Source organism: Mycobacterium sp. 5-140-3-2, assembly GCF_035666375.1.
Taxonomy (GTDB): Bacteria; Actinomycetota; Actinomycetes; order Mycobacteriales; family Mycobacteriaceae; genus Mycobacterium; species Mycobacterium intracellulare.
In genome coordinates this window covers 5216313-5235901 of record NZ_CP142025.1, presented here as the reverse complement: position 1 = coordinate 5235901, position 19589 = coordinate 5216313, and the positions used below count along the sequence as shown (strand labels likewise).

The window sequence follows — 19589 nt, the reverse complement described above, 5'->3', positions numbered from 1 at the left end:
CAGCTCACTCGACCTTGTCGTCGCCCGACGAGGAGCCGCTTTCGGATTCGCCGACCCAGACGGTCTTGGCGTTGACGAACGCGCGGATGCCCAGGCCCGCGAGTTCGCGTCCGTAGCCGGACCGTTTGACGCCGCCGAACCCCAGCTCGGGGTAGGACACCGTCATCCCGTTGATGAAGACCTGGCCGGCCTCGATGTCGTCGATGAAGCGCTGCTGCTCGGCCTCGTCGTTGGTCCAGGCGTTGGACCCCAGGCCGAACGTGGTGGCGTTGGCGATCTCGATGGCCTCGTCGATGTCGGCCGCCCGGTACATCGACGCGACGGGCCCGAACACCTCCTCGGTGTAGAGGGCCATGTCCTTGGTGATGTCGGTGACCACCGTGGGCGGGTAGAACCACCCCGGCCCGTCGATGGGCTTGCCGCCGAGGCGGATGGTGGCGCCCGCGGCGGCGGCGTCGTCGACCTGCTTGGCGATCTCGTCGCGGCCGGACTCGGTGGCCAGCGGGCCCACGTCGGTGTCGGGGTCGGTCGGGTCGCCGACGGTGAGCGCCTGCATGCGCTCGGTGAACTTGTCGACGAACGCGTCGTAGATGTCGGTGTGGACGATGAACCGCTTTGCGGCGATGCAGGATTGGCCGTTGTTCTGCACCCGTGCGGTGACCGCGGTCTTGGCGGCCTCGTCCAGGTCCGCCGAGGGCATCACGATGAACGGGTCGCTGCCGCCGAGCTCGAGCACGGTCGGCTTGATCTCGTCGCCGGCGATGGCCGCCACCGATTGGCCGGCCGGCTCGCTACCGGTCAGGGTGGCCGCCGCGACGCGCGGGTCGCGCAGGATGCGCTCGACGGCGCCCGAGGAGACCAGCAGGGTCTGGAAGCAGCCCTCGGGGAAGCCCCCGCGGGTGATGACGTCGGAAAGGTACAGCGCGCTCTGGGGGACGTTCGAGGCGTGCTTGAGGATCCCGACGTTGCCGGCCATCAGCGCCGGGGCGGCGAACCGCACGGCCTGCCACAGCGGGAAGTTCCAGGGCATCACCGCCAGCACGACGCCGAGCGGTTGGTAGCGGATGTAGGCCTTCTTCGCGCCCACCGCCTTGGCGTCGGCCGGCTCGTCGGCGAGCAGCTGCTCGGCGTGCTCGGCGTAGTACCGAAAACCCTTGGCGCACTTCAACACCTCGGCCTTGGCCGATTTCAGGGTCTTGCCCATCTCCAGCGTCATCATGGCGGCGACGTCGTCGGCCTCCGCTTCCAGCAGGTCGGCGGTGGCGTTTGCCCACCCCGCGCGCTGGGCAAACGTGGTGTTGTGGCGGTAGTCGAGGAAGCGTTCGTAGGCACGGGCGATCGCGGCATCGACTTCTTGATCGGTGGCCGGGGTGAAGGTCTTCACCGTCTCGCCGGTAGCCGGGTTAATGGTGGCGATGGGCACCTGGCCCTCCTTCATCGGATGAGTAGCTGAAAAGTCCAACACCCACCCTGCCACTATCGTTCCTTCAAGGGAGGTGCCGGATGAGCAGAGCCGCCGAGTTGATCGTCAAGTGCCTGGAAAACGAGGGCGTTTCCGTCGTGTTCGGGGTGCCCGGCGAGGAGAACATCCGATTCGTGCAGGCCCTGGCGGCGTCGCCCATCCGCTACGTGCTCACCCGGCACGAACAGGCCGCGTCCTTCATGGCCGAGATGTACGGCCGGGTCACCGGCCGGGCGGCGGTGGTGTCGGCCACCCTGGGGCCCGGCGCGATCAACATGCAGCTCGGCGTCGCCGACGCCACCACCAACAGCACCCCGCTTGTCGCCATCTCCGCGCAGGTGGGCCACGACCGGGAGTTCAAGGAGTCACACCAATACGTCGACCTGGTGTCGATGTTCGCCCCGATCACCCGGTGGGCGGCCGGCATCCCGACCCCGCGCGCCATCCCCGAGATGGTGCGCAAAGCGTTCAAGCTCGCCGAGTCCGAACGCCCGGCCGCGGTCTATCTCGCGGTGCCCGAGCACATAGATGCAGATGCCGCCGACTATCCCGACCTGGGGCCGTTGCCGCGCAACGTCGTGCGCCCCGACGCTCCGGCGCCCCGCCAGGTGGAACGCGCCGTCGCAATCCTGCGCAACGCCAAGCGCCCGGTGGTGCTGGCCGGGCACGGCGCCGCGCGCGCCGACGCCACCAAAGCCCTGGTGCGCTTCTCCGACGAGTTCGGCATCCAGGTGGCCAACACCTTCCACGGCAAGGGCGTCATGCCCGACGACCACCGCAACAGCATCGGCACGCTGGGCTTCATGCGGCACGACTACGTCAACTTCGGGTTCGACAACGCCGACGTCGTCATCGCCGTCGGCTACGAGTTGCAGGAATTCGACCCGGTCCGCATCAACCCCCAGGCCGATAAGAAGATCATCCACATTCACCGGTTCCCCGCCGAGGTCGACGCGCACTACTCGGTCGACGTGGGGATCATCGGGGACATCAGCGATTCGCTGAACGCCCTCACCGACGCGCTGTCCGGTCACAGCTTCAGCCACGCCGCCGACGTCCCCGGGTCGGGCCTGCTCGCCGAGGAATTCGCCCGGGGGCAACAGGATTCGCGCTACCCGCTGGCGCCGGCGCGGGTGGTCGCCGACACCCGCGCGGCGCTGGGCCGCAGCGACGTCGTCCTGGTCGACACCGGCGCCACCAAGATGTGGATGGCCCGGCTCTACCCGACGTACGAAAAGAACACCTGCCTGATCTCAAACGGCCTGTCCACCATGAGCTTTGCGCTTCCGGGGGCGCTCGGCGTCAAGCTGGCGCAGCCGGAGTCCAAGGTGCTGGCCGTCGTCGGCGACGGCGCGTTCCTGATGAACTCGCAGGAGATCGAGACCGCCGTGCGCGAGCGGATACCGCTGGTGGTGCTGATCTGGGACGACGGCGGGTACGGACTCATCGAATGGAAGATGGACCTCGAACTCGGGGCGCACTACTACGTGAAATTCAACAACCCGGACGTGGTGACGTACGCGGAAAGCTTCGGCGCCAAGGGATATCGGATCTCTCATGCCGACGAACTGCTCCCGACGCTGCGCGCCGCGCTCGACGACGAGGGCGTCTCGTTGATCAGCTGCCCGGTCGACTACTCGGAGAACCTGCGGCTGACCGACCGGCTCGGCGAGCTGGACGAAACGCTGTGATTCGGGAATCCATTGCCGATGACCGAGCGTGATCGCGACGAATCGGGCCGGCCGCGCAGCGCCCGACCCCGCGACGCCCTGGGCCGGCCCCTGCCGCCGGGCAGCGAAGGCGTTCCACGCATTCCGGACGACCTGGCGCTGGCGCCGGTCGAGACGCTGGCGTACGCCCAGGATCTGCTGGACCGAGGCCTCGCCTTCAACGCCCATGAGGTGCTCGAGGCCGCCTGGAAGAACGGACCGGCTGACGAGCAGGCCCTGTGGCAAGGCCTGACGCAGCTCGCGGTGGGGATCACCCACGCGCAGCGTGGCAACGTCAAGGGTGCGACCACGCTGCTCAGCCGTGCCCGCGCCCATCTGGCGCAGCAGGATCGGCCGGCGCCGCACGCCGTTGATGCGGCCGGGCTGGTGGACTTCGCCGATGCGCTGATCGACGCCCTCGCCGCCGGGGCGGATATCACCGCATCGCGGCTACGGCCCCGCCTGCTGGCCTGAAATACGCGGTGCGCCAACGGGATCGGCGCGTCCCGTTACCAGTCTTGTTGATTCTCCAACAGCGTGACCCGACGAAGTTCCACAACGAACCACAAGGTTGCGGCGACGGTGGCGAGTAGCGCGATGATCGCCACCGTGCTGAGCCATTCGTAATGCTGGTAGGCGGCGACAGCCAAGCTGGCGATGATGCCGCACAATGCGACCCCCAGCAGAATGAACCCGGGCCAAAAGAAGTTGTCCTTCATCGTGAGACCGGCGCGCGGATGCGCCGTGCGATGACGATCGGTCGGGTCGTGATGCGTGTCTCCCATGGTTCCCTCTCGTCGGTCAATTCCGTAGTGACTCGGCAACTTTGGGGAAGCCGATATCACGGGGAAGGTAGACGTCGAACAGCAGGATCGCGCCGATCGTCGTCACGAGCCAGACCATGACCGTCGCGGCGAGCCACGATGCGCCGCCGTAGATGCTGAGTCCGTGCGTGGACACCGAAGCAAGGCTCATCGCGCCGATGGTCAGGGTCAGGCCGGTGCAGCCCAGCAGCAGCGACGCGTATCCATGGGGCAATTTCAAGATCTTCACCGACAGGGTGGTCTGCGTTACCGAGAAGAACACCACGGCGACGATGAGACCCGATGCCGTCAGCACAACGTGGGGAACGGTCCTCGCCGCCAGCGCCAACCCGATGGTCCAGGTGGCCGACCGCGCAGCGGTCCGCAGCACAAAGTGCTTCACGACACCGGGCGCTTTACCACGGCGATATCGCATCGTGGTCGACGATGCGCGCGGGTAGCCTGATCGTCGAACCGATGGATGTGGGCGGCGCTGGTTGGCAAGGTGACCATGGCGGCTCCTGAAAACTAACAGATAAGTAATTAAACTTTAGAAATTATGCGCTGTAACGTCAAGACTCTTGTGATTTAGAAGTGGGCGCGATGGACCAACTGCAACGCGATGCCGCCGGAATCGGCGCCCTCGCCGACCCCGTGCGCTACGAGCTGTATCAGTTTGTGTGTTCGCAGCCCGGACCGGTGAGCCGCGATCAGGCGGCCGAAGTGGTGGGAATCGCCCGGCACCAGGCGAAGTTTCATCTCGACCGGCTGACGGCCGAAGGCCTGCTGGAATGTGACTACGCCCGGTTGACCGGCCGGACCGGCCCGGGAGCGGGGCGCACCTCGAAACTGTACCGACGTGTCCGTCGCGACATCGCCGTCAGTTTGCCGCAACGTCAGTACGAGTTGGCCGGGCGGCTGATGGGCCGGGCCATCGTCCAATCCCAGCAGAGCGGCGCGCCCGTCGTAGAGGTGTTGCACCGCAACGCCCACGACTACGGCCGAAGCATCGCGGAGAGCGCGCTGAGCGCGGCCCGCCGGCGGCCGGCCGACGCGCGTGCGGCGCTGAAACTGGTGGCCCGCTTGTTGCGGGAGTATGGCTATGAACCGGGCCACGACGACGACGGCGTGTATCTGGTCAACTGCCCGTTCCATGCGCTGGCTCAGGAACAGACCGAATTGGCCTGCGGCATGAACCACGCGCTGATCAACGGGATGGTGGACGCGATGACCCCGCATTGCCTGGATGCCCGGCTGCAGCCGACGCCGGGCCGGTGCTGTGTGGTGGTCGCAGCAAGCGCTGACTAGCTCACGGCGCCGCCGCGTGCCAAACCCGTTGCGTCAGTGCACTATTCAGGCGCTGCCGGCGTTCGCCGGGTACGTCACACGGTTGCGCTCGTCGACGACGGGTGTGGCGCCCCATTGCCCGAGTCGATGCTCACGCGGCGCGGACCCGCTGATGAGGTGCCATACCGTCCAGCCCTGGGCGACAAGGCTGTTCGCGATCAATTGCCGATGGCATCGCCACGGCACGGGCTCACCGCACATGATCGCCACCCGGTGGGAGCGGGCGAGCGTGATCAGTTCCGCCAGGCCGCGCCCGTATTCGTCGGTGAGGGTGTAATCCGCGTAATTCTTGAAGCTGGCGTTCTGCCAGCCCGCGTTGATGGTGGGGTCGACGCTTTGCCGGCCGCGTCGTCCCCCGAGCGCGGGAAGGTGGAGGTAGCCGATGCCGGCGTCGCCGAGCCAGCGCGCCATCTCCGCACTGCCGAACTGGGGATTGCGTCGCGAGCCGGGCTGGGCGCGCACGTCGACGAGCAGGTCGATGCGGGCCTGATCGAGGGGTTCCAGGAAGGTGGGCACCGGGCATGTCCAATGCCCGATCGTCCAGATCTCGCCGTCGTCGGTCATGGTGGTGTCGCGGCGTGTCCTAGTCGATCTTCTCCAGGGCGTCGCCCTTGTGCATCGCGATGTGGTCGGTTTTGTCGCTTCTGATCTCGTATTGCGGGTCGTCTTTCGTGCAGTGCCGTTTGTGGCCCTTGTACTCGGTGTCGCGGGTGTGCTTCTTGACGATCACGCCGCTGACGTGACCGGCTTCCGAATTCCATCGGACGTGGTCCCCGACCTCGAACTGTTTGGCCACCGTGCGCCTCCTTCGCGTGCGTTGCGTTCGCTCCGTGGGTTCCCCCACCACCGCGACGAGTAACCGTGCGCGTGGTCGAATGGGCGCATGCTGTTTCGTCAGCTGGAGTACTTCGTCGCGCTCGCGCAAGAGCGCCACTTCGCGCGCGCCGCGCGGGCGTGCTACGTGTCGCAGCCCGCGCTGTCGGAGGCCATCCGCAAGCTCGAATCCGAACTCAACGTCCCGCTGGTGCGGCGGGGGCAGCGGTTCGAAGGCCTCACCCCCGAAGGCGAGCGGCTGGTGCCCTGGGCACGGCGCATCCTGGCCGACCGCGACTCGCTCAAACGGGAGGTCACCGCGCTGCAGGCCGGGCTGACCGGCGAGTTGCGGCTCGGGGTGGTCCCGGCGGCCTCGACCACCGTTGCGCTGCTTACGGATCCGTTCTGTGCCGCGCATCCCCTGGTGCGGGTCCGGCTCGAGGTCAATCTGCGTTCGGCCGGCATCGTCGAACGCGTCCGCAAGTTCGAATTGGACGCGGGCATCCTCTATCCGGACCAACAGGACACGGCCGACCTGCTGGTCACCCCGCTCTACCACGAACAGCCGGTGCTCATCGCCGCCGCCGAGCTGCTGGGCGGCGAGTCGGACACCATCGCGTGGTCGGATGCCGTGCAGCTGCCGCTGTGCCTGCTCACCCAGGGCATGCGCGGGCGCCGGGTCATCGACGACGCGTTGGCCACCCACGGCCTCGAGGTGACACCGCAGCTGGAAACCGACTCCGTGGCAGCGTTGTTCGCGCACGTGCGCACCGGCCGGTGGGCGAGCATCGTGCCCCAACCGTGGATCCACACCCTGGGCATCCCCGCCGGGGCCAGCGTGCTGCGACTGCGCCGGCCCTCGGTCACCGCGCTGATCGCGTTGGTCACCAACCGGGCCGAGCCGGGTTCGTTGCTGGCGCGGGCGTTGCGGCGGACCGCGCGCGAGGCCCGCATCGGCGCCACGCTCTCCGAGCGGTCCTAGCCCCCGTCTCCACTGATCGGCGCCGCCTATCAGCCAGTCGGAATCACATCTTGGACAGCCCGTGGCCGCGCCGTGAGACTGGGGTTGATCGCCAGCTAAGGAGAATTCAATGGCCAAGTGTGTGATGGTGCTTTATCCCGACCCCGTCGACGGATACCCGCCGGCCTACGCGCGGGACAGCATCCCGACGATCCACCGATACCCCGACGGCAGCACCGTGCCGACCCCGTCAACGATCGATTTCACGCCCGGTGAGTTGCTCGGCTGCGTGTCGGGCGCCCTCGGGCTGCGCAAGTTTTTCGAAGACGCGGGCCACGAACTGGTGGTGACGTCGGACAAGGACGGACCCGACTCGGAGTTCGAACGCGCGTTGCCCGACGCCGAAATCGTGATCTCGCAACCGTTTTGGCCGGCCTACCTGACCAAGGAGCGCATCGCCAAGGCGCCCAAGCTCAAGCTGGCCCTGACCGCCGGCATCGGCTCGGACCACGTGGATCTGGATGCGGCCAAGGAGCGCGGGATCACCGTGGCCGAGGTGACCTACAGCAACAGCATCAGCGTCGCCGAGCACGCGGTGATGCAGATCCTGGCACTGGTCCGCAATTTCGTCCCGTCCCACCGGTGGGCCGCCGAGGGCGGCTGGAACATCGCCGACTGCGTCGAACGCGCCTACGACCTCGAGGGCATGGACGTGGGTGTGATCGCCGCCGGACGGATCGGGCGTGCGGTGCTGCGCCGGCTGGCGCCGTTCGACGTCAACCTGCACTACACCGACACCCGCCGGTTGGCACCGGAGGTCGAAAAGGAACTGAACGTGACGTTCCATCCCACGGTGCAGGAGCTGGTGCGGGCGGTCGACGTGGTCTCGATCCACTCGCCTCTGTACGCGGACACCCGCGCGATGTTCGACGAGAAGCTGATCTCGACGATGCGGCGTGGCTCTTACATCGTCAACACCGCCCGCGCCGAGGAGACCGTCCCGGAAGCGATTGCCGACGCGCTGAGCAGCGGGCAACTCGGCGGCTACGCCGGCGACGTGTGGTACCCGCAGCCCCCGCCGGTCGACCATCCGTGGCGGACGATGCCGAATAACGCGATGACGCCGCATGTTTCGGGGACGACCCTGTCGGCGCAGGCGCGCTACGCGGCCGGCACCCGGGAGATCCTGGAAAGCTGGTTCGCCGGCACGCCGATCCGTCCGGAGTACCTGATCGTCGAGGGCGGCAGGCTCGCGGGCACCGGGGCGCTGTCCTACCAGAAGTAGTCGCGGGCATCTGCCGGTTGGCGCTCAGCCCCCGCCTTTGCCCTTGCTCTCTTCGAGTTGTCCGGGGCAGTAGGCCTTCGCCGATATCGTGGCGAATTGGGCGGCGCCGCTGGTGGTCAGGGCGGGGTTGTTGTCGCGGATGTCGGTGAGCAGTTGTAGACCGGATACGCCGCGAGTGATCATGCCGCATACCGACTTTCCCGCGGCGACGGCCTGGCCCGGGTCCTTGAAGCTGATCCCGACGGTGTGGAGGTCGGACAGGAAGGATCCGTTGTTGTCATCGGCGGGTGCCTCGTCCTCGCCCGGCGTGGCGTGTGCGGGTGCCGCGATCGTGATGCCCGCCGATACGGTGAGAAGCGCGAGCAGCCGTTTCATTGGAGCCTCCTTCGGTGTGGTTATCCCAGCTGGGATTCGGGGTGTGCGGCGGCGGGCGCCGGTTCGTCGTTGACGTGCACGGCGTGCACTCCGGGTGTGGTTCGCAGTTGGGCGACCAGGTCGTCGAGGCCGGCCTCGTCGACGTTCCAGTGCTGCACCTGGTCGGGCATTTCTTGTAGTTGGGCGATGATGCGGTCGAGTTTGACCGGTTGGGTGCGGCGTTGGCCGGCGATCGCGCGGGTCTGGATGGCGGTGGTGGTGTTGAGGACGCGGGCGGCGGGGCCGCCGAGTGCGCCGCCGGCCAGGCTGCCCAGGGTGGCGTCGTTGACCAGCTCGGCGGGGAAACCCGCCGCGGCGGCCGCGGCCGCGCTGGTGGCCGGCAGTGCGGTGGAGGCCAGCCGGATGGCGGGGGCGGCGGTGGCCCAGCTCGAGGGCACCGACAGCTTTCCCACGGTCGGCGCGGTGCCCAGCACCGCCGATACGGGACGCACCGGGACGCCGGCGCCAAGGCCTCCGGGGGAGGCCAGACCCGCGCCCAGTGACGCTTTGGGCAAGCCGGCGCTCCAGGGGGCGTAGACGAAGGCCCCCTTCCATTCCGAGACGCCCAGGCCGCCACTGGCGCCGACGACGTTGGTCCAGGTGGCCTGCCCGCCGACGCCCTTGACGCTGGAGAACAGCGCCTCCCACAGCGGCGCGACCTCCTTACTGCCGGTCATGCCCTCGATCAGCTTCTGCCACGATTGGGTGTATCCCGTGGAAAGCGAGTTGATGTAGTCCTGCAGTTGTTGCATCCACGACGACGACGAGCTCGACGCCGCGGCGGCCGTGGTGCTCGCCTGGGTCGCCGACCCGGTGTCCTTGCTGACAGCGGGTGCCTGCTCGAACGGCGCCAGCTCCCCGGCGGACTGGGAGGCGGCGGCGTAGCCGAACATCGCGGTGACGTCTTGGGACCACATCTGGGCGTATTCGGTTTCGGTGGCCGCGATCGCCGCGCCGTTTTGGCCCAACAGGTTGGTCGCCTGCAGCGCTGCCAGCTGGGTGCGGTTGGCGGCGATCAGCTCGGGGGGGACGACGGAGGCCAGCGCGGACTCATAGGCACTGGCCGCGGCCTGGGCTTGGGCGGCGGTCTGCTCAGCGAGGCCCGCCGTGGTCGAGATCCAGTTCACGTACGGTGCGGCGGCGGACGCCATGGAGGCCGACGACGGGCCCTGCCAGTCCTCGCCGATGAGTTCGGAGATCGCCGCGCCGTAGGAGGATGCGGTGGCATGTAATTCGGCGGCTAGCGCCTGCCATGCGGCGGCCGCGGACAGCATGGGCGCCGCGCCGGGGCCGGCGTAGAGCTGGGTGGAGATGACCTCTGGTGGGAGCGCTGCGAAATCGGTGAAAACCATGGCGGTGCCTTTCCTTATTTCGGGTTCGGCGGGATCACGATGACCGTGGAGGTGGTGGCGAGGTCATCGACGGCCACCGCCCCGGGCACCCGGACCGCCGGCCCGGCCACCGCGCGGGTGGCGCTGCTCCCGACGGCGCGTCCGGCCAGGCTCGACAGGGCGGTGGGGCCGAACAGGCCCTGGCCGGGATTGACGGTCATCGCCGGTGCGGCGTCCAGCATCGTCTCGGGCAGCTCGGCGGCCAGGGTCCTGATCGCGGGCGCGGCCGAGGCCCAGTTCGCGGGCACCGACAGCGATCCGACGACACCGGCACGGCCCACCGCCGCCGACACCGTTCCCGCACTCGGCGCCTGAAAGGAGGTGGAGCCGGTCAGCAGATCGCTGTGCAGCAACGGCGCCAGAACCCCATGGAGACCCTTGGGATGCAGTGTGGGGTCGACACTTTGAACGTTGCCGCCCATCGCCTTGGTGTTGAGCGCAAGCTGATAGAAACCCTTCCCCGCGTCTGCGACCCCGAGCGGCGAGTAGGGCCCGGTAAGGGTGCTGAGGAAGCTGTTGAAACTCTTGAGGCCCCCCGTGGCTTCCCCGAGACCGAGCGAGATTCCCGGCGACGTCGTCGCCGCGGTTTGTGCCGCGGCCGGGGCCTGCGAGAGCGCCTGGGAGACCGCGGATTCCACGTTCGAACTCGCCGACGACTGGGCCGCGGCGGCGACCGCGGCGGCCTGGTTGGTTTCCGCGCTGCTGTCGGTGGTCGTCGGTGGCGTGGTGAACGGGGCTAGTTGAGTCGCGGCCGCCGAGGAACCCGCATAGCCATACATCGCGGCCGCGTCTTGGGCCCACATCTCGGCGTACTGGGCCTCGGTGGCCGCGATGGCCGGGGTGTTTTGGCCCAGGATGTTGGTCGCGACCAGTGTCGCCAACAACGCCCGGTTGGCCGCGATCACCGGCGGCGGCACCGTGGCCGCGAAGACGGCCTCATACGCGCCCGCCGCCGCCTTCGCCTGACTGGCCGACTGCTCGGCCTGCGCGGCGCTGCCGATCAGCCACGCAACGTACGGTGCGGCCGCGGCCGCCATCGATGTCGACGAGGGGCCATTCCACGCGGTTCTCAGCTCTGCGACGACGGACCCGTAAGACGCTGCCGTGGCGCGTAATTCGGACGCTAATCCGTCCCAGGCGGCCGCGGCGGCCAACAACGGGGCCGGCCCGGGGCCTGAGTAGATCCTGCCGGAGTTGATCTCCGGAGGTAACGCTCCGAATTCCATTGCTTTCCTCCGCCTCCGGCCGCGAACACCACGGACCCTGCGCTCGTCCCTGCCGATAAGGTTGGTCTTCAACAACATTGAGCAACTTCGGTCGGCGCCCGCCAGTGGATGCCAGTTGCTTGAAATGTTCGGGTGCTCAGAAGACTAGCCAGCTCTGCCCGACCAGCCTGGTGGCAAATGCAGGCCGACGCCGGGCCAGCACCGCGTTCGAATGGCAAGGCCTGCAACGCGGCGGTTCGATAGGCAAGGCGCCGATAGCCCCGTCTACCTCGGGCGAATTCGTACACGTCCCAGAGTGAAAACACGATCAACACCCGGCAAACATGAGCGGGCCAGGGGGTTTCCCCAATAAAAATCTCACCATCCAAAATTCGCTGCCCCGCACCGGGCGCGGTCATCCGCGCGCGCTTGACCAAAGTCCACTGGCAACACGACGTCGCCGTCGCGGCCCGGAATCACCGGGGCGGCGACGACCGCGAATGTTGTTTCGCTCCACAGCCTCCGGTGCCTGAGCCGGCCGCCCCGGCGGCGTCAACCGATGCGAACACCACTACGTCGGCCTTGCCGCGCCCACTATCGCGCGGCGATCTGCCTCGTGGTCAGAGGTCCTATCTCATGCGGGTCAGTGAGTTTCGGCGGCGGTCGCGGTGAAGCGACGATCCACCCAGTTGCCGAAGCGCGGTGCGGACTTAATCTGGCCCGCCGCCGCCAGTAGATCGGTGAGGCGCTGCTCGGCGTCAATCACGGTGTCGTCGAGGGGGATCGGCTGTCGCAGAGTGCGCCCCTGCGCGACGGCGGCGACGGCGGGGTCGATGCCGGCGGACCCGGCGTACTGGGCGGCCCACTCCTGCGGGTGCTCGCGCGCCCAGACCGCGGCTCGGGTGTATCGCGCCAGCAGATCCGCCAGGGCGGTGTTCCGTTTGGCGTCGGCCAGTGTTTGGTCGGAGGCGATCCCGAACGAGTACTTGTACTTGCGTGTGACCAGGCCCCGCACCGGGAGTTGCTGTTCGGCCTGCGCGGTATAGGGATCCCACACGGCCCACGCGTCGACCTGGCCATTGCGGAATCCCGACAGGGCGTCGGCCGGTTGCAGGAACACCAGGTGGACGTCGTTGGGTTTGAGTCCGGCCTTGTCGAGCTGATCAAGCACATTGGCGTGCGCCGAACTGCCCTTGGCCAGCGCGATGGTTTTGCCTCGCAGGTCGGTGACGGAGTGAATAGGCGAATCGACGTGAACCAGAATCTGATCGCCGGGGCCCCCGCCGTCGAATGCGGACACCACCTTGATGCGGGCGTTGGCGACCGCGCCGAAAATCGGTGGGGTGTCACCGGTGATGGCGAAATCGATCTTTCCGGCGGCGGCGGCCTCGACCATCGGTGGTCCCGAGGTGAAGGTGGAGAATTCAATCCGGTACGGAACGTTCTGCAGCTCGCCGGCGGCGCTCAGCATGGCTTCGGTGCCAACGCTCTTTTGATCGCCGACCCTGAGAGTCAGGTCGGCCAGCTGTGACAGCGGAACTCGGTCCGGCACCGCGCCGGGGCCGGCGGCCTGTTGGCGGGAGACGCACGCCGGCAGCGCCAGAGCGATGGCAGCCAGCAGTAGCGCGGTATGGCGTCGTGTCGACATCGAGCTCCTCAGATCAGGACACCGAGCTGGCTGAGCACGTCGGTGCGGTACCCGGGGGACGGGCCCGGTTGGCACGGGATTCGCGCAGGCAAGGCTGCGGCACTGTGGAAGGCGAGGCTATGGCAGATCGGTTGGGCTGACAACGGTTTGAATTTCCGTGAACGCAACCGCGCCTAGAGGGGGTTCACGCGGCCTTGCGTCGCGTCCCGACCGATATGACCTGTGACGCCGAGATTGGCCTCAATTGGTGGTGGTAGGTGTCGACAACGTCATGGGCGGCGCGTAGCCACCCACCAGGGCGCGATGCCACCACGCCCGGTCGCGGCGCAGCTCGGCCGGGGTGGTGAAGCGGTACTGGTACAGCTGGGCGCGCACAAACCGCGGCGGCGCATCCGGGAACGGGTTGTGGCGCAACAGACGCAGGGTCGGCCGGTCGTTGCGCAGCAGCCGCTGCAGGAACGGCCGCAGCCAGGGCTGCGCGTAGCCCGGCGAGATCGCGGCGAACCACATCAGCCAGTCCAGGCGCAGATGATAGGGGGCCCACTGTCGCGGCAGCCGGCGCGGCCCACCCGGCTTGCCTTTGAATTCGTATTCCCGCCAGACGGTCTGGTCGCTGAGCTGGTCATCGTCGGTGCCCTCGATCACCACCTCCCGACGGATCCGCCCGATGCTGCCGAAGGCCCCGTAGGTGTTCACCAAGTGAAATGAGTTGAACGACATGTTCATTCGCTGGCGCGACGACAACATGTTCCGTATCGGCCAGTAGCTCATGAACAGCACCGCCGCCGACACCGCGGCAACCAGGACCACAAACCACGCGCGCGCCGCCGGGCCGTCGTGCGCCGCGACGAGGGTGCCGGGAAGCAGCGACGCGACCGACGCGTCGTCGATGGCGCTGCACGCCAACAGAATCGTCACCCAGTTCAGCCAGGCGAAGTTGCCCGACGCGACCAGCCACAGCTGGGTGATGACGATGATCGCCGCCGCCACGCTGGCCACCGGCTGCGGCGCGAACAATCCGAACGGCACGATCAGCTGCGCGAAATGGTTGCCCGCCACCTCGACCCGGTGCAGCGGTTTGGGCAGGTGGTGGAAGAACCAGCTCAGCGGCCCGGGCATGGGCTGCGTCTCATGGTGGTAGTACAGACACGTCAGGTCGCGCCAGCACGGATCGCCGCGCATCTTGATCAGCCCCGCACCGAATTCGACTCGGAACAACAGCAATCGGACCATCCACAACGTCAGCACCGGGGGCGCCACGTCGTTGTTGCCGAGAAAGATCATCAAAAACCCGGTCTCGAGAAGCAACGACTCCCAACCGAACGAGTACCAGGTCTGCCCGACGTTCACGATCGAGAGATAGAGCACCCACAGCACGAGCCACATCGCCATCGCGGCCCACAGCGGCGCCGCGTCGGCCGCGCCGGCGACGACGGCCGCCGACAGCGCCGCGCCGAACCAGGCGACCGCAGCGAACAGCCGATCGGAGTAGCGCAGGTGAAAGATGCTCGGCGTGCGCCAAAATGACTGCGCCGCCACAAACCGCGGAATGGGCAGTATGCCGTGTTCGCCGATGAGCGCGCGGAATTGCGCGGCCGCCGCGACGAACGCCAGCAGATAGATCGCCGCGGCGCCGCGCTCGAGGACCAGTCTGCCCACCCAGTATTCGGGCGCGGAAAACCAGCTCATGGCGCTCACTCCCCGATCGGCGGCTGTCGCACCGACCGCATATCCAGTCAATCAGCCGATAAACGGGGGTAGCCACTACCCGCCAAAACTATTCGGCACTATTCGTCGCTGGGCCGCCGCTCCCGGTCGGGCAAGACGATAACCGAGGCGGTCAGCACCGCGAGCGAAACCAGCGCCAGCAGTTGGACGTTCGCCGAATGGCCGGCGTAGCCGTCCGGCGAGCGCCAGGGCTGGCGCGACAACGCCGCCCCGGCCAAAATCAGCCCGCCGGCGCTGCCCACCAGGGCGAGGCGTTCCCAGCGCCGGGCGCGCAGCGCGTACCGCAACCCCAGGGCGGCGCCCATCACGACGACGCCGCCGGCACCGGCGATCAGCGCCCCGGCGGCCAGCGCCGGGACCGCCGCCCATGGCCCGGGCCGCCATGGTTGCGTGGGGGCGCCCGCGTCGCGTGTTCGGGTGCGCCAGAACGCCAGCAGCGCCAGCAGCGGCAATAAGGCCAGTCCCACCGCCAGTCCCGCGCGGTAGAGCGGGTTGGACGCGAACGTCACCGTGATGGTGCCGGGGTCGCCCGCGGGGACCACCCACCCCTGCTGCCAGCCGTTGACGGCGATCGGCGTCAGCCGGGCCCCGCTGCTGGTGCGCGCCACCCAGCCGGGGTTGATGCTTTCCGGGATGACCATCACCCGGGGGGTGGCCGACGGGGGAGCCTGGACCTCGCGCCGGGCCGGTCCCCATGCCCGCCAGGACGAAAGACGTTCGGCCCGCGCGCTTTCGGGGGCACCCGAGGTCGACAGTTGGGCCCCATCGACGACGAACTGTGCCCCCGGGCTGATCAGGAGCTCCTGGTCGCCGGCGGGCAGCGCGATCGGATCGCGGTCGCACGGCACCGCAGCCAGGGGCTGATCGTCCAGTATCGCCCCGACGGTGGTGTGGATCGCGGTGTGCACGAACCGGCCCGCGACCGCGATGACCGGGCCGCGATCGCACCCGAGGGAGATCTCCCGGCCGCGGTTGCGGGCGGCGTCGGCGGGCGCGATCGCGTTGCCGTCGGCACCGAGCGCGGCCACCTCGGCCAGCCCGGGCGGCTTGAGCTGGTCGAAGCCCAACGCGTTGCGGTCGATGACGTCGTCCCAGTCCAGCAGGCTGAGCGTCACCGTGTCGGTCACCCGGGGCTTCAGCGCGAGCGTCTGCGCCGCGCCTGAATCGGCCTTGACCGCCGCCACTTGCGGGCCGTCACCGAGGTTGACGGCCACCATCGTCGGACGCACGGGCAGCGCCGCCCGGCTGGGCACCAGCCGCAACCCGGTGACCTCGGTGGGTCGAGGCAGCCTCAGCGTCAGCGTCGGCGGGGTCTTGTGCTGCACCACCCGCTGCGGCGCCGTCCAGGCGGTGGCCGGGTCGCCGTCGGTGGCCGCGTAGGCCGAGCCCAGCACATCGACCGCATCCGAATCACCCTGGGCGACAGTCGCATTGGGCTCGGCGATCAGGGCGGCCAGCTTCGGGCCCTGCCGGGGCCGCACCCACACCGTCGGGGTCACCGACACCGGCGCCGGCACGGTCAACGTCCGGCTGAAGTTGACCGGCTCCTCCGGGGTCAGCGCCATCGACGGCGCGCAGCGCACGGTGTCGGGCGCCGGGGCGCAGCCGGGCCTGCCGAGCAGTTCCGAGCCCAGGTCCCACCCTGCGATCGGGGCGCCGGGGGGCGGTCCGGGCACCCGCACGGTGTGTCGCAGGTCGACCTGATGGGCGAACCCGGACGCGTCGTACTGGGTGATCGTCAGGTCGGTGATGCCGAATTGCACGCCGGCGGACCCGTCATCGGTGCCCGCGGCGGTGATTCGCACCCACGGCGTTTCACCGTAGGGGAGCGCCGCGGCGAGCGGCTTGCCCGGCTCGTCGAACCGCAGGGTGGTGCTGCCGGTGGCGGTTTCGATCAGGATGCGGCGGACCTGGGCGCCGACGGCGGTTGCACTGGGGGTCAACGTGATTGCCGCATTCGTCACGGGGTGGTCGAAATCGATCCGCATCCACTGGCCGACGGCGGCCTGCAGCGAGTTGGACACCCAGGCGGTCGCGGAGTCCCCGTCGATCGCGGCGGCCGGGGAGGTCGCCGGGGCGACGTCGGGCATGGCGGTGGAATCGGACGACGAGCTCGACACGGTGATCCGCCCGCCGGTCCACGCGCCGGCCACCGGCTCCGCGCCGGGGACGGGATAGTCCGGCACCCGGTTGTAGGTGTGCCGCGCGTCGCCGGGGGCCCGGATCGCCGACGAATGTTGGTCCACCCGACCGTAATCCGTCTCCCGTGCCACCGGGGTGTCGGTGACGGTCACGCCGGCTCCCGGCGGCAGTGGCAGGCCGGCGGCGCCCGCGTCGGCGGTCAGCAGCGCCGGGCCGAGCGGCGGCTGGCCCAGCAGCCGCCGTCGTTCGTCCAGGCGCAGCAACGCTTCCGGGCCGCCGTCGACGCGGGCCAGCCGGTCGGCGTCGACGAGGTAGGGCGTGGCGGGGTCACTGACGTCACCGCCGCCGGCGACCCGGTAGATCTCGACCGCCGGGTAGCGCGGCCGCAACCCGCTGTCGGCGACGAAGCCCGCCAGCGTGCCGGGCCCCACCGGCGCGCCGAACTGCGCCACCTTCCGCAGCCCCGGGGAGCCGTCCACGGAGCGGTGCACCAGGATCGGGCGCGCCGAGCGTGACGTGTCGGGATCCAGGTCGTTGCGCACCGCAAGGTAGGAAATGCCTTGGCGCGCGAGGGTATCGGCCAATCCCGCCGAGGGCCGTCCGGCGGCGAACAGGCGCTGCACCGAATCCAGCGCCCGGATGGTCTGCGGCGGGGTCAGCGGGATCGAATCGCGCACCCCCCACGGGCTGCTGCCCAGCACCTGCAGCGGCTCGTCGTGGCTGGTACCCCACACCTGCGTGGCGAACGGCGCCCCCGGCACGACGAGCACCCGCCCGGGTGTGGGGTCGCCCGTGTTGTGCTCGGTGAGCCAGTCGGCGGCCTCATGCCAATACGGCGGGATGGCGGTGAACGTCCCCGGCGGCGCCAGCCGACCGGTCCACGCCAGCGAGGTGCTGACCATCAGCGCCGTCAGGACCACCATCGCGGCCGCCACCCGCCTGTCGCGCTCCGGGTGGGCGAACGCGCGCAGCCATACCGGCGTCGGGGCGGCGCCCGGCAGCGGTATCCGGCCCAGCAGGTGGGCGATGCCCAGCGCCACCGGGATGCCGATCACCGACCCCAGCTTGTGCACGTTGCGCAACGGGGCGCCGCCGGCGTCCAGGAAGGCCTGCACCGCGTGCGCCACCGGCGAGCCCAGCCCGCCGCTGTAGCCGACGGCCATCAACACCGCCCCGACCAACAGCATCGTGACCAGGCGGCCACGCGCCGGTATGGCGGCCGAGGCCAGCCCCGCCAGCCCGGCCGCGGCGACCAGGCAGGTGCCCAGGATGGCCGCCGACCCCGTCACCAGCGGGGCGCCCGCGGTGGCGTTGGGCGCCACGTACGGGGTCCAGCTGTCGGTCCCGCGCAACATCTCGGTCAGTGACGACCATTGCGTTGTCACGCCGGAGGATTCGATGAAGTCCAGGAACGGCGGGCTGATGGCGCGCAGCATCACCAGCGCCACCACCCACCACAGCGTGGCCAGCAGCAGCGCCAGCAGCCACCACCCGGTGTAACGCCACCACCGCCGGTTCGGTCGGTGGCATGCCCACCAGATCACCGCGGGCAGGCAGCCGGCCAGTGTCGCGATGGCGTTGACCGCGCCCATCAGCGCGACGGCCAGGCCCGCACGGGCGGCCAGCGCTCGCACGGACCGATCCGTCGATGCCCGCAACGCGAGGATCGTGGGCAGCAACACCCAGGGCGCCAGCATCATCGGCAAGGTTTCCGAGGAGATCGATCCGAGGGTGGTCAGCACCCGCGGCGACAGCGCGAACGCGACCGCGGCGATCACCCGCGACGCCGGGCTGCCGATCCGCAGCGCCTCGGCGACGCGCATCAGCCCCCAGAAGCCCGCTGTGAGCAGCAGCGCCCACCACAGCCGCTGCGTGATCCAGCCGGGCATGCCCAGCGCGTGACCGATCAGGAAAAAGGTGCCGTGCGGAAACAGGTAGCCGTAGGCCTGATTCTGCGCCTGTCCGAACGGCAGCTCGCTGTTCCACAGGTTGGTCGCGCGCGCCAAAAATCGCAGGGGGTTGGCGGTCAGGTCGAGCTTCGTGTCGGGGGAGATCCGCCCCGGCGATTGGGCGAACGTCAACGCCAGCGCGATCGCGCCGACCAACCACAACCAGCGGCGCGACACAGCCGACGAAGTGAGGGTCGTCTCCGCGGGTTCCGGCCGCGCTGCCCCTACCTCGCCGCTAGCTACGGTTGCCGTACTCGACCCGGTTGAGCACTGACGACTGCGGATCGCCCCCGGGGAGTGGCGGCTTCGTGTCTTGCTGGACCATCAACGTGATCCCGAAGATCGCGGCCGCGCCGAGCAACAGGCCAACCACAACGCTCGCTGCGGCGGGCGCAACGATCCGGTTCATCGACGGCTCCTGGGTTATTGCGGGGCTTGCGGTCGTGACTTCAACCTAGCGCCAACCTAGCAGAAGAGAGGTCGACCGACCGGAGCGCTCGTCACCAGTGCAGACAGTGTCCGTGGAAACAGCGGTCGCCGTATTGCACCTGATAGGGCAACGCCGGGCGCGCCGGCGCCTGCACGGGGACGGCGGTGTCGTCGGCCACCGCGAGCGTGATGCCGACCGTCGTCGCGATCCCGACGGCCAACCCCGCCGCGATGCTGGCCGCGGCCGCCACCGTGAAACCGCTCATCGCCTGCTGACCTCCCCTGATGGGCAACCTACCGCTT

The 19589-nt window shown here is 69.0% G+C and carries 18 protein-coding genes; 5 read left to right on the top strand and 13 right to left on the bottom strand.

The window, feature by feature from the left end; genetic code table 11:
• Positions 1 to 4 precede the first annotated feature (4 nt).
• A complete protein-coding gene (locus P6281_RS24575) occupies positions 5 to 1423 on the bottom strand; it encodes an NADP-dependent succinic semialdehyde dehydrogenase (RefSeq protein WP_026071133.1) in 1419 nt (472 codons plus the stop codon).
• Between the two features lie 80 nt (positions 1424 to 1503).
• On the opposite strand from P6281_RS24575, the gene P6281_RS24570 reads away from it, so the two are divergent.
• Together P6281_RS24570 and P6281_RS24565 are read left to right on the top strand one after the other, a co-directional pair.
• Positions 1504 to 3153, top strand: a complete 1650-nt coding sequence (locus P6281_RS24570) for an acetolactate synthase large subunit (RefSeq protein ID WP_036459870.1) — start codon at positions 1504 to 1506, stop codon at positions 3151 to 3153.
• 18 nt (positions 3154 to 3171) lie between these two features.
• Positions 3172 to 3645, top strand: a complete 474-nt coding sequence (locus tag P6281_RS24565) for a DUF309 domain-containing protein (protein WP_020823780.1) — start codon at positions 3172 to 3174, stop codon at positions 3643 to 3645.
• A 35-nt stretch (positions 3646 to 3680) separates the two neighbouring features.
• Here the strand turns inward: P6281_RS24565 and usfY are convergent, their stop codons facing one another.
• Together usfY and P6281_RS24555 are read right to left on the bottom strand one after the other, a co-directional pair.
• Positions 3681 to 3956 carry a protein UsfY gene (usfY, locus tag P6281_RS24560; protein WP_225336761.1) on the bottom strand — a complete coding sequence of 92 codons (276 nt, stop codon included), beginning with the start codon at positions 3954 to 3956 and terminating at the stop codon, positions 3681 to 3683.
• 16 nt (positions 3957 to 3972) lie between these two features.
• The gene (locus P6281_RS24555) at positions 3973 to 4290 is read right to left on the bottom strand and encodes a hypothetical protein (protein ID WP_225325475.1); all 318 of its coding nucleotides are present in this window, start codon (positions 4288 to 4290) and stop codon (positions 3973 to 3975) included.
• Between the two features lie 287 nt (positions 4291 to 4577).
• Here P6281_RS24555 and P6281_RS24550 point away from each other — a divergent pair, with 287 nt between their 5' ends.
• Positions 4578 to 5282: a helix-turn-helix transcriptional regulator gene (locus P6281_RS24550; RefSeq protein ID WP_020823778.1), complete on the top strand. Its 705-nt coding sequence runs from the start codon at positions 4578 to 4580 to the stop codon at positions 5280 to 5282.
• A 45-nt stretch (positions 5283 to 5327) separates the two neighbouring features.
• On the opposite strand, the gene P6281_RS24545 is transcribed toward P6281_RS24550, so the two are convergent.
• The gene (locus P6281_RS24545; RefSeq protein WP_020823777.1) at positions 5328 to 5885 is read right to left on the bottom strand and encodes a DUF488 domain-containing protein; all 558 of its coding nucleotides are present in this window, start codon (positions 5883 to 5885) and stop codon (positions 5328 to 5330) included.
• 19 nt (positions 5886 to 5904) lie between these two features.
• Positions 5905 to 6117, bottom strand: a complete 213-nt coding sequence (locus P6281_RS24540; RefSeq protein WP_020823776.1) for a DUF2945 domain-containing protein — start codon at positions 6115 to 6117, stop codon at positions 5905 to 5907.
• A gap of 87 nt (positions 6118 to 6204) precedes the next feature.
• On the opposite strand from P6281_RS24540, the gene P6281_RS24535 reads away from it, so the two are divergent.
• Positions 6205 to 7116 carry a LysR family transcriptional regulator gene (locus tag P6281_RS24535; RefSeq protein ID WP_008261812.1) on the top strand — a complete coding sequence of 304 codons (912 nt, stop codon included), beginning with the start codon at positions 6205 to 6207 and terminating at the stop codon, positions 7114 to 7116.
• 109 nt (positions 7117 to 7225) lie between these two features.
• Positions 7226 to 8380 carry an NAD-dependent formate dehydrogenase gene (locus tag P6281_RS24530; RefSeq protein WP_020823775.1) on the top strand — a complete coding sequence of 385 codons (1155 nt, stop codon included), beginning with the start codon at positions 7226 to 7228 and terminating at the stop codon, positions 8378 to 8380.
• Positions 8381 to 8404: 24 nt separating this feature from the next.
• Here the strand turns inward: P6281_RS24530 and P6281_RS24525 are convergent, their stop codons facing one another.
• The 8 genes from P6281_RS24525 to P6281_RS24490 form a co-directional block, all read right to left on the bottom strand.
• Complete coding sequence (locus P6281_RS24525; protein ID WP_020823774.1) at positions 8405 to 8755, bottom strand: DUF732 domain-containing protein; 351 nt, start codon at positions 8753 to 8755, stop codon at positions 8405 to 8407.
• Positions 8756 to 8775: 20 nt separating this feature from the next.
• Positions 8776 to 10146 (bottom strand): PPE family protein, encoded by a 1371-nt coding sequence (locus P6281_RS24520; RefSeq protein ID WP_036454142.1) that lies wholly within the window; start codon positions 10144 to 10146, stop codon positions 8776 to 8778.
• Positions 10147 to 10160: 14 nt separating this feature from the next.
• Positions 10161 to 11411, bottom strand: coding sequence for a PPE family protein (locus tag P6281_RS24515; protein WP_036454140.1), 1251 nt, complete (start codon positions 11409 to 11411; stop codon positions 10161 to 10163).
• A 622-nt stretch (positions 11412 to 12033) separates the two neighbouring features.
• Positions 12034 to 13038 (bottom strand): ABC transporter substrate-binding protein, encoded by a 1005-nt coding sequence (locus P6281_RS24510; RefSeq protein WP_036454138.1) that lies wholly within the window; start codon positions 13036 to 13038, stop codon positions 12034 to 12036.
• Between the two features lie 240 nt (positions 13039 to 13278).
• Positions 13279 to 14727 carry a lipase maturation factor family protein gene (locus P6281_RS24505; RefSeq protein ID WP_036454137.1) on the bottom strand — a complete coding sequence of 483 codons (1449 nt, stop codon included), beginning with the start codon at positions 14725 to 14727 and terminating at the stop codon, positions 13279 to 13281.
• 98 nt (positions 14728 to 14825) lie between these two features.
• Positions 14826 to 19034, bottom strand: a complete 4209-nt coding sequence (locus P6281_RS24500) for an alpha-(1->3)-arabinofuranosyltransferase (RefSeq protein WP_036454135.1) — start codon at positions 19032 to 19034, stop codon at positions 14826 to 14828.
• A 58-nt stretch (positions 19035 to 19092) separates the two neighbouring features.
• Positions 19093 to 19266 (bottom strand): DUF2613 domain-containing protein, encoded by a 174-nt coding sequence (locus P6281_RS24495; protein WP_007769006.1) that lies wholly within the window; start codon positions 19264 to 19266, stop codon positions 19093 to 19095.
• A 91-nt stretch (positions 19267 to 19357) separates the two neighbouring features.
• Complete coding sequence (locus tag P6281_RS24490) at positions 19358 to 19552, bottom strand: DUF2613 family protein (protein WP_008261786.1); 195 nt, start codon at positions 19550 to 19552, stop codon at positions 19358 to 19360.
• Positions 19553 to 19589: the final 37 nt, after the last annotated feature.

Bases quoted from the DNA above. Each gene is read 5' to 3' on its own strand.
- P6281_RS24515 (WP_036454140.1), bottom strand. From the start codon at position 11,411: ATGGAATTCGGAGCGTTACCTCCGGAGATCAACTCCGGCAGGATCTAC.
- P6281_RS24505 (WP_036454137.1), bottom strand. From the start codon at position 14,727: ATGAGCTGGTTTTCCGCGCCCGAATACTGGGTGGGCAGACTGGTCCTC.
- P6281_RS24530 (WP_020823775.1), top strand. From the start codon at position 7,226: ATGGCCAAGTGTGTGATGGTGCTTTATCCCGACCCCGTCGACGGATAC.
- usfY (WP_225336761.1), bottom strand. From the start codon at position 3,956: ATGGGAGACACGCATCACGACCCGACCGATCGTCATCGCACGGCGCAT.
- P6281_RS24490 (WP_008261786.1), bottom strand. From the start codon at position 19,552: ATGAGCGGTTTCACGGTGGCGGCCGCGGCCAGCATCGCGGCGGGGTTG.
- P6281_RS24525 (WP_020823774.1), bottom strand. From the start codon at position 8,755: ATGAAACGGCTGCTCGCGCTTCTCACCGTATCGGCGGGCATCACGATC.
- P6281_RS24510 (WP_036454138.1), bottom strand. From the start codon at position 13,038: ATGTCGACACGACGCCATACCGCGCTACTGCTGGCTGCCATCGCTCTG.
- P6281_RS24495 (WP_007769006.1), bottom strand. From the start codon at position 19,266: ATGAACCGGATCGTTGCGCCCGCCGCAGCGAGCGTTGTGGTTGGCCTG.
- P6281_RS24550 (WP_020823778.1), top strand. From the start codon at position 4,578: ATGGACCAACTGCAACGCGATGCCGCCGGAATCGGCGCCCTCGCCGAC.
- P6281_RS24520 (WP_036454142.1), bottom strand. From the start codon at position 10,146: ATGGTTTTCACCGATTTCGCAGCGCTCCCACCAGAGGTCATCTCCACC.
- P6281_RS24545 (WP_020823777.1), bottom strand. From the start codon at position 5,885: ATGACCGACGACGGCGAGATCTGGACGATCGGGCATTGGACATGCCCG.
- P6281_RS24570 (WP_036459870.1), top strand. From the start codon at position 1,504: ATGAGCAGAGCCGCCGAGTTGATCGTCAAGTGCCTGGAAAACGAGGGC.
- P6281_RS24535 (WP_008261812.1), top strand. From the start codon at position 6,205: ATGCTGTTTCGTCAGCTGGAGTACTTCGTCGCGCTCGCGCAAGAGCGC.
- P6281_RS24565 (WP_020823780.1), top strand. From the start codon at position 3,172: ATGACCGAGCGTGATCGCGACGAATCGGGCCGGCCGCGCAGCGCCCGA.